The sequence below is a fragment of the Dellaglioa sp. CoH-56-MRSF-13 genome, assembly GCF_056782095.1.
Window position 1 is genome coordinate 1 of sequence record NZ_JBXAYC010000159.1, and the last position, 279, is coordinate 279.

The window sequence follows — 279 nt, forward strand, 5'->3', positions numbered from 1 at the left end:
TTTTTACTCGCCGCCTTCCATGTCGCGGATAGTTTCGAGCAGGTTCGCTTGTTTCGTCACCGCGTCGCGCATGAAATCGTTGCTGACGGCGAACACTGCCGAAGCGCTTCCGGCCACATGGTTGTTCAGATAGTTGACCGTGCCATCGCGGGATTTGATCCAGTCCTTCTGCATCTGGTTCAGCGCTGCGATGCCCGCCGAATCATTCGCCGCCTTGCGGTGCGCTATCAGCTTGTTGTAGGCCGCGTTCAACCGTTTCTTTTGCACTGCGATCGCGGC

At 57.3% G+C, this 279-nt stretch carries 1 protein-coding gene; it reads right to left on the bottom strand.

Annotation, left to right across the window (positions count from 1 at the left end; genetic code table 11):
• Window positions 1–3: 3 nt before the first annotated feature.
• The coding region (locus AC1RP1_RS08300) for a lysozyme inhibitor LprI family protein (RefSeq protein ID WP_481762770.1) at window positions 4–279 on the bottom strand (276 nt) is incomplete at its 5' end.